This is a genomic window from Cupriavidus sp. L7L, from assembly GCF_004353535.1.
Classification (GTDB): domain Bacteria; phylum Pseudomonadota; class Gammaproteobacteria; order Burkholderiales; family Burkholderiaceae; genus Cupriavidus; species Cupriavidus oxalaticus_A.
Window position 1 is genome coordinate 172,590 of the sequence record NZ_SMNY01000033.1, and the last position, 8,446, is coordinate 181,035.

Consider the following 8,446-nt stretch of genomic DNA (forward strand, 5'->3'; position numbering starts at 1 on the left):
GCAAGCGCTCCCCGGCACCGCCTCATGCTTTTGGCGGAGGCCGCCACGTCAAATGGATGACCTGCGGGGATGGCCGCGGCACCGGATCCGACCGGCGCCGGCATGGCTGCAACCGATGCACCCCAGAACGGTCATGCAGGGGGGCTTCAGGCGGCCCGGCACGCGCCGAGCGGCCGCACCGCCGGCGGGCCGGCCCAGTCCAGCGTGGCGCCACGCTGCAGCGCCACGTAGACAGCTTCGCCCTTGTTGCGTACATGGAGCCGCTGGTACAGCGTGCAGGCATGCGTCTTGGCCGTGGCGACGGAGATATTGAGCATCCGGCTGACGGTCTTGATCGGATAGCCGCGCGCGAGCAGGGCCAGTACCTCATACTGCCGTTCGGTGATGTTGAGCAGATGCGCGCCGCTCGACGGCGTTTCGCTCGTATACACAGGCGGCGTGGCCGGTGTTTCGCCGCGCAACGCATGCAGCGGCACCACCACCGGGGCACCGGCATGACCGGACGGCATGGATGGCGCGGCCGGTGCGGACTGTTCGGACTGTGCGGACATGGCCAGCGTGCCGGCATCGTCGCTGCGTCCGCTGGCTGGCTCGGACAGCAGCAGCGACGGGAAGCACTCCCCACCGGCCAGCACCAGCCGCACCGCGGCGTCGAGCGCTTCGGCGCTGGCGGCCTTGTGCAGGCAGCCACGTATGGACTCCGGCAGCGCCGGCCGTGACAGTGCCGCGGCGGGCCGCTCGGTCAGCAGCAGCACGCGCCGGGGCCGCAGGCGCTCGCACAGGTCGTCGAGCTGGGCCCAGCCTGCCGCGGCGTCGTGCGGTAGCCCGTACACCAGCAAGTCGGCGTCTACCAGCCAGAGATCGGGGTCGATCGGCGCGAGCGGATCGATATCGATCAGGTCGCCCGGGAGATGCGCTTGGGCCAGAAGGTGGCGAAGACCCAGGCGCAGCAGTGGATGGTGTTCGATCAAGAGGATGCTGGCCATGGCCGCTCTCCTTCTTATTGCGGCAAGCCCAGGTCCTGCGACAAACCCGTTCTTGCTGTTGGACCGCCTTCCGCTATGCTGCGGCTCGTCGATCCATACGATCCGGCTTGTTCCTGGCCTGGTACGGCGTCCCGTCGGTTGCCGTGCCCGTCCCTTCCCTTGGAGTGCCGAATCGCCCCGTTTGCGCCGTTCGAACCGAGTCTGGCCGGCTGGTGCCGGACCCGCGCAGTTCATGACTAGCGCTTTAGCAACTTTCCGATCAAATTTAACAGAATCTAATTCTGATCTTCAGCTTATGAAACAGGGGCGTCGAAAGCAAGCCTCTGTTGCATTGCAGCGGGTATTCCCGGAGGGGGCTCCCTTCGTCCCGGAACGCTGTCACGGGCGGCCCACTGCGACCCTGCCAGCGAGCTTAGATCGACAAACGGGTGTTCGGGTGGCCCGGGGACTGGCGGAATGCCGCTTACCTCGCATAAAATTATCGGCATTGCTCTTTGCTGTGCATTTCCGGCCGGATGGATTTGGCCTGAGTTCAAGTGCCTTATAAATCAAGGAGTTACCGTAAGCTATGTGCCCTCCCCCACCGACGCTCCCGCACCCCTGCCCATGTTGCCCGGATCGCATGCCGTCAGCCTGACCCGCAGCGAATTCGCCGCCGTCCGCGCCTATGTCCAGGGCATGCCGGCAGCGTTGGTCGTTGGCCGTTACCTTGCCGACGACGGCGATGACGACGATGCCGGCGAATCGGCACTGCGCACCCTGCTGGGTCTGCGCGACCGCATGGTCCAGCTCGCCCATCTCCATGGCCGCGCCGACCTGGGCGAACTGCTGGTGTCCGGTCCGGGCCGTTCCAACCGCGGCATGGATCGCCGGGTGGATGCGTTGGCGGAACTGGAACGGCTCGGTACGGCGGCGCCGCGGGCGGAGCATGGCGTGGAACTGTGGTTCGGGCCGTCACTGGCACGCCGCCTGCGCAAAGCCAATATTGTTACTATTAAGGAACTTATTGCATTGACTAATGCCCGCGGCACGGGATGGTGGCGGCGTGTGCCACGTATCGGCGCCCTCGCCGGCCAGGCCATCAACCGCTGGCTGGCGGAACATCGCGACCTGGTCCGCACGTCCCAGGGCCAACCCATGCTGGCCGCGCATGTAGGTGACCGCGCGCCGCTGGCGCGCGGCGCGCTGACACCGGACATGCCGCGCCTGCTGCCGCTGGAACTGCTCGCCGGTGACGCCGGGGCACCGCCCGCCTGTCCCTTTGCGAGCGGCGTCGACGTGGTGCGCAAGTGGCTGCACGCCAGTGCTCCCCCTGCCGGCGCCACGTACGCGGCGTACCGCAAGGAGGCCGAGCGGTTGCTGCTGTGGTCGGTGATCGAGCGCCGCAAGGGTCTCGCCGCGCTGGACGGGCAGGACCGCCAGGCATACCTGGCCTTTCTTGCGGACCCGCAGCCGGCGGCGCGCTGGTGCGGACCGCGGGCTTCCAGGCAAGTCGGGGCCTGGCGGCCATTTACCGGGCCGCTGGGCGATGCCAGCTTGCGGCATAGCATGCGTGTCCTGGGCGCCTTGTGGGCCTGGATGGCGCGCAACGGGTACGACTCGGCCGCGCGGTGGCTGCCAGCAGGCGGACCGGCAACGGGTACAGGAACGGATATCGGGATGACGCGCGCGGCAGGCGATGTGGCTTCCGGCCTTGACCCGGGCAGCGCTGCCGGTGAGGGAATTGTCGACGACATGGCGCTGGTGCGCTTCACTGCCTGGCTGGAGAACGAATGCGTCCAGCCCGATGGCCGGCGCTACCGCGCCGCGGCCGCAGCGGTCGCGCTGCTGCGCGAATGCCGGCCCCGCTTTGCCGGGCTGGTGGCGCTGCGCTGGAAAGACCTGCGGATCCTCGACCGGGTGCCGGCAACGAAGGCGGACGAAGCATTGGATGGCGACCGGCTTGCGCTCAGCGACACGGCGCTGGCCGCGCTACGCCGCCATTGGCAAGACCGGGCGCTGGACCTGGACATGCCCGCGATGGCGGATGTGCCCCTGCTCGGCCCGCCCGTTGCGCCGCCCACCCGGCGGGCGCAGCGCAAGCTCGCCAGCATGACCCACCCGCCCTACTCGGTGCGAGGGCTGCACGCACTGCTGTCGGCGGTGATTACGCGCTATCGGAGGCTGGATGCGAGCTTCCCGGCGTGCACGCCGCGTGACCTCGTGCGCGAGGCGCGGCGTTGGCGGACAGCGTTGGCATCGGCCGAAGAAGTTGGTACGGAGAAAGAGTCGCCGTAGGGTCTGGCTGTACGGAACAGGACCCTTTTCGGCATGAACAGCCTTGGCTGACCATCTGCCTTGGCGTAGATATGGGTGGCAGCATCGCCACCGAAGAACTGGGTACGCTGCAGGGTCTTGCCGAGCGATCCTGCCACGTCCGCGGTCTCCCTGATGCGCCGGGAGTGCGGTGGTTCGTAGCCCGCTTCCCCGGCACCTGACTCGCTCAGCGGACTCGTTCAGAGCAAGGTCTTGTCCAGCCCGAAGCGAGCCTTGAGGAGTTCGACCAGGTCCTCGCGGGCGCTGCGGTCGCCCAGCTGGACATCGAGGACGACGCGCCCCGAATCCCACTCCTTGATGGTTCCGAGCAACTGGCCGCTGTCGGTCCGGATTTTGTATTGCCGGCTGATTTCCTTGACCTTGCGCGCCTTGCCTTCCTGCGCGTGCTTGCGGATTGCCTCGACTTCGCGGCTCGACAGGCCATCGTTGATGATCCGTGCCGCCAGCTCGCGGGTTCGCTCCTCCCCCGCCAGCTTGCAATACAAAGTCAGCTCATAGCCCGCGGCGATGCCGATCGCGCTCGGCCGCTCGCGCATCACGCCCAGCACGGACTCGGGCAGGCGCAATAGCGCCAGCGTCTTGTTGACCGTTCCAGCGGACATCCCGGTCAATTCACAGATTTCTTCTTCCTTCTGAACCTTGCCTTCATCGAGCAACTGGCGCCAGGCAATCGCATTGTCCAGCGCCGACTGGTCCGAGCGCTGCTCGTTGAGCATGAACGACAGCCGGTAGAAATCCAGGTCGCTCAGGTCGTCCTCGACAAAGCACTCCATCTCGAGCTTGCCGGCCGAAGCCAGCGCTCGTTTGCGGTAGTGGCCGTCGATCAGGATGTAGTGGCCGGGACGCGAGGGGTCGGGTGCAGCGAGACCGGGGGTCTTCTGTCCATGCGTGGCGATCGACGCCGCACGCTCCTGCACGACCGCGGGATCATAGATCCGGCGGGCATTCAGTGGATTGTCGTGGAGTTGCGCCAGCGGAATCCGCACCAGCTGCCGGCCGGACGCCATCTCGCCCGCACTTTCAGCGCTGAAAACCGCCGCGGCGTCGTTGGCCCTGCCCTGCAGCAGGCCATTCGGATGCTGCGAAATTGCTGCCTCGGCCCGCGCAAAGCGGTCCAGCGTGTCGTTGCGGTTCTTCTCCGCCACCATGCCGGCGAGCATGCCGGCCTTAAGGCTTTTCAGTTTTGTAGCCATGCCTTATTGCTCAATCAAAGACAACACTTCGTCGACCATCATGTCGACCTCCTGTACCGCTTCACGCGCTCCGGCAACGCCATGGACGGTACAGCCGATCGCCTGGCATTCGCGGAAGGCCGAGCGCGATCCAATCATCGAATTCAAAAGCGGCACCTCGCCATCGTCACCCAGGATCTCGATCGCCTGCCGTGCGATCGACACGCGCCGCTGCACCATATTGGCCATTACCCGGATCAGCAAGGTTTCATTCTGGACTTGCGCATGTTGTGCCAGCGTTTTAGCGGCGACCGCCGCCCATAGGTCCGGAGGCGACGGCACTACCGGGATGATGGCTAGGTCGGAAATCAGCAGCGCACTGGATGGCGCCGCCGAATGAACCGCAGGCGGACAATCGACCACGATGTAATCGTAGTCCTGCACAAACTTCCGAACCTCCCGGTGCATGGCGCCGCCCGAGGGCGCCAGGCCGATCACCGACGCGGGAAACGGGCGCTCATCGCTGGCCTGCGCAGCCCAGCGGGTGGCGGTGCCTTGCTCGTCCATGTCGACCAGCATGGATCGGGCACCGCGCAGGCCGAGTGTTCCCGCCAGATGCATGCTGACCGTGGTCTTTCCGCAACCGCCTTTCTGGTTGAAGACGGTAATGATTTTGGCTGCCACTGCGACCTCTCTTTCAGCGCTGAAAGCGCGGTTGACTCTTAAGGCGCAACTGTAGCCAAAACCAGGTGACGCTTCAACCGTTTTACAAATTTACAAATATTTTATTAAGGTGCAGCGGAGCGTCGTCCCGGCTTTTTTGCGGGAGAGGTCGCGTTCGACAATAAATTTGCTTGAAATGCGCCCGCCCCTATGTCTAAAGTATTTGTAGTGCGCATTACGCCGCACATGACACCGCAATCCAAAGTGGTTATGATGCGCGCTACAGTCGAGTCAAGTCGTGTCAACCTCGTCGGCTTCCGTTCGGTATCTACGAGAACTCAACGTGCTTGAACGGTTGTTTGCGTGGTGTACTAGAACTTGCTTCGAAAAGGAACTCTTATGGCAACCGGTACGGTCAAGTGGTTTAACGAGACCAAGGGCTTTGGCTTCATTACCCCGGACGATGGTGGTGCAGATCTGTTTGCGCACTTCTCCGAAATCCAGGGTTCTGGCTTCAAGACCCTGAAGGATGGGCAGCGCGTGACGTTTGAAGTCAAGCAGGGTCCGAAGGGCCTGCAGGCTTCGGCCATCAAGCCGGCCTGATCCAGCTGATTTGCCCGCTGCAGCAAACCTGCCGCGGCGGACAAACAAAAAGGCAAGCGTTCAACGCTTGCCTTTTTTGCATCTGGCCATTCGGCCAGGAACTCAGCCCAGCTTGCGCACGCTGGTACGGGACGGCTGCAGGATCAGCGCCTTGGACGAATCCGCATCGACCTTGGCCCCCGGATAGACCACCAGCACGTCCTTCAGCGCCTTGCGGAACAGCGCGCGGAACTTGCGCTCGCTTTCGGTTTCCGTACCGAATTGCATTTGCAGGGCTTCCCAAGGGATCTCGGTGCGCCGCTGGATCGTGAAGAACCGGTAGGTCAGCCACGAGTAAACGTCCAGCGCGAACGGCGACTGCTTCAGCGCCTTCAGTGCACGCATGTCCACCGGTACCGGTCGGTTGACCAGTTCGTTGAAAAACGGCTCGGACAGCACCACAAAGCTCTCGAACATCGACCCCTGCCCCGGCTGCATCGGGTCCCACCATGTCGACAACTGGTCGGCCAGCAGGTAGCCCACACGGTCGATCGATAGCGGCTCGTGATTCGGGTTCTGGTTCTGGCTAGGCGTCGACTTGTTCTGCACGATCGCAATGGTTGCGGAGAACAGCCGGATCATCTGCTGGCGAACCAGCGTCATGGTGCCCCGCTTGCCGCCAGTGGCCATCGGGATACCGAGGTTGTACATGAATTCGGACAGCGAATTGCCCAGCGAGATACGCCGGTCTTCCACCGTCCCGGTGAACTCACCCCGTTTTTTCTTCGCCATGATCTCCTTGCCGATCCAGGCAAGCATCAGGCGCGGATAGGAGCCATAGGGATAGCCCAGCGAGACGGTCTCCGACACCAGCTTCTGGCGGCCGTTGGCTGCGCGTTCAGAGCGCTGCTGCGTGAAGTAGCCCGGCTGGATCATCAGCGAGATATTGCCGCTGGTACGCGTCCATACCGGCGGTGCGCCCTTGGGCGCCCGATATGGCAGCGTGACCTGGACGCTGGCGCGGCTGAGGAAGCCAACTTCGCCGCTTTGCCAGGCGTCTTCGCGTTCCATGGCCTGCGCCTCGTCAAACAGACGCTGGAATTTCTCGGACGGAACCAGGATGTTCTCGTTGCCGGGAACAATGATGCGGGAGGGCTCGGCATCCACGTCGAGGACACTTCGATCCCCCGTGGCGGCCGGGGAGCGTTTGATGGGCATATTGGCGTGCTTCGGATTACCCGCCTTTGTACTCGAAGCCGCAAAAGTTGTCACGCAGAAACAGGTACGCTGAGGTTTGGCCTTGCTTGCCTCGGTTTTGTCGTGCGGGGACTCTCACGACTGATAGCTGGGGGGCGGACGGTGGGCAACCCGCAAGGGTTGTCCACGGTGCGCAACCCTGTGACTACCAGTAAACGATACCGATACGGGTTAACTACTTGTAAACCGTATACGTGAAGTTCAGCGCCTTGATTCGTAAGGAAAAAAACTACCCTTGCGAACCCGAATCTGCGGACAACCGTACTCGATTCTGCGAAGGGCCGAACCCGTATCTGCGGCGCCCCGAACCTGTATCTGCGGACCGCGCGTACTGGTTTCTGCGGGGATAACCCCGTGTTTCCACAGGCTTTTCCACAACGCAGACCGCGCAAAGCGTACCCGTTTCTGCGGCGACCCGGGCGGTATACGCCGTTTACGCCCGGTTTACCGCCGGATTGCGCCGTCGCGCGGCCTGCGGCATGGGTTATCCACGCAGAAAAGGGTTCAAGCCCTGGATCGCCCTCGGCCTCCCAGCGCCGGCGGCGTACCCATTTCTGCGGTGAATGGGCCGAAACCGTACCTGATTCTGCGTGGCGAAGAAAAACGGCTGCGCCTTTGCCTCTGCGTACCCGTTTCTGCGGCGTACCCAATTCTGCGCCCGCAGACCTGTGCGCCGGGCGTTGGCCCCCGTACCCGTTTCTGCGGTGAGATCTCGGGCTCTGTACCTGCATCCGTACCCATTTCTGCGTTGAAGGGGTGGGGTTGCGGATGGATGTACTGCCAAGTTTCTATTATATATCTGCCTCATATAAAAAGCTAGCGCTCACACTCAACGTATACGTGAGTGTGCCGCCCCTCATCCATGCGTACCTGTTTCTGCGAGCCAGTCGGGGGCTGCGCTTCATCCCAACAAGTCGGAAATGTCCGGAAACCCCGGACGCCGTACCCGTTTCTGCGCGACAGGCGGCATCCACGCACTTGTGGTGGCCGTACCTGTTTCTGCGAGCGTTCGTTTCAAGCTTTTGGCTGAACGGATCTTGTGCGCTGCAATACGAAGCGTACCCATTTCTGCGTGGCGTTCGCGGCGTAGTCGTGTGGATATCTAGGCGTCCGGCTGTTACCGGCGCCCCATGATCCGAGCAAGCCTGGTAACGCGGTGGAACCGGGCGTACCTATTTCTGCGGGCTGTGCGAACCCACGCCAGGTGGCGTTCTGGCACCAGGCGTACCCGTTTCTGCGTTGTTGCGGGCCGCTGGGAAGAGGCTTTATGGCGACGGGCGTACCCGTTTCTGCGTTAGCGGGCGGATGGCGCCCGCAGCTTGCACTGCAGCAAGGCGTACCCGTTTCTGCGGGCGGCATGTGGATAGGAAAGTAAGCGCCAGGACCGGCGCATAGAAGCCGGGAGGCAGGAAAACGGGGAGCGGGAAAGCGGGGAGGCGGGGAGGCGGGGAGGCGGGAAAGCGGGGAGGC

6 protein-coding genes are annotated in these 8,446 nt (G+C 63.6%); 2 read left to right on the forward strand and 4 right to left on the reverse strand.

Features of this window, described 5'->3' with window-relative positions:
* Positions 1–146: 146 nt before the first annotated feature.
* Positions 147–986, reverse strand: a complete 840-nt coding sequence (locus E1J61_RS27965) for a response regulator transcription factor (RefSeq protein ID WP_133097174.1) — start codon at positions 984–986, stop codon at positions 147–149.
* 456 nt (positions 987–1,442) lie between these two features.
* On the opposite strand from E1J61_RS27965, the gene E1J61_RS27970 reads away from it, so the two are divergent.
* A complete protein-coding gene (locus E1J61_RS27970; RefSeq protein WP_371704800.1) occupies positions 1,443–3,263 on the forward strand; it encodes a phage integrase family protein in 1,821 nt (606 codons plus the stop codon).
* A gap of 218 nt (positions 3,264–3,481) precedes the next feature.
* On the opposite strand, the gene E1J61_RS27975 is transcribed toward E1J61_RS27970, so the two are convergent.
* Both E1J61_RS27975 and E1J61_RS27980 read right to left on the reverse strand, forming a co-directional pair.
* On the reverse strand, positions 3,482–4,495 hold the full coding sequence (locus tag E1J61_RS27975) for a ParB/RepB/Spo0J family partition protein (protein WP_133097176.1): 1,014 nt from the start codon (positions 4,493–4,495) through the stop codon (positions 3,482–3,484).
* A 3-nt stretch (positions 4,496–4,498) separates the two neighbouring features.
* A complete protein-coding gene (locus E1J61_RS27980; RefSeq protein ID WP_063237647.1) occupies positions 4,499–5,158 on the reverse strand; it encodes an AAA family ATPase in 660 nt (219 codons plus the stop codon).
* Between the two features lie 378 nt (positions 5,159–5,536).
* Here E1J61_RS27980 and E1J61_RS27985 point away from each other — a divergent pair, with 378 nt between their 5' ends.
* Positions 5,537–5,740 (forward strand): cold-shock protein, encoded by a 204-nt coding sequence (locus E1J61_RS27985; protein ID WP_006159056.1) that lies wholly within the window; start codon positions 5,537–5,539, stop codon positions 5,738–5,740.
* A gap of 102 nt (positions 5,741–5,842) precedes the next feature.
* On the opposite strand, the gene E1J61_RS27990 is transcribed toward E1J61_RS27985, so the two are convergent.
* Complete coding sequence (locus E1J61_RS27990) at positions 5,843–6,937, reverse strand: replication protein RepA (protein ID WP_133097177.1); 1,095 nt, start codon at positions 6,935–6,937, stop codon at positions 5,843–5,845.
* Positions 6,938–8,446: the final 1,509 nt, after the last annotated feature.

What these genes read in the sequence shown, in the direction of transcription:
- E1J61_RS27965 (WP_133097174.1), bottom strand. Translation starts at nt 986, where the DNA reads ATGGCCAGCATCCTCTTGATCGAACACCATCCACTGCTGCGCCTGGGT.
- E1J61_RS27970 (WP_371704800.1), top strand. Translation starts at nt 1,443, where the DNA reads ATGCCGCTTACCTCGCATAAAATTATCGGCATTGCTCTTTGCTGTGCA.
- E1J61_RS27975 (WP_133097176.1), bottom strand. Translation starts at nt 4,495, where the DNA reads ATGGCTACAAAACTGAAAAGCCTTAAGGCCGGCATGCTCGCCGGCATG.
- E1J61_RS27985 (WP_006159056.1), top strand. Translation starts at nt 5,537, where the DNA reads ATGGCAACCGGTACGGTCAAGTGGTTTAACGAGACCAAGGGCTTTGGC.
- E1J61_RS27990 (WP_133097177.1), bottom strand. Translation starts at nt 6,937, where the DNA reads ATGCCCATCAAACGCTCCCCGGCCGCCACGGGGGATCGAAGTGTCCTC.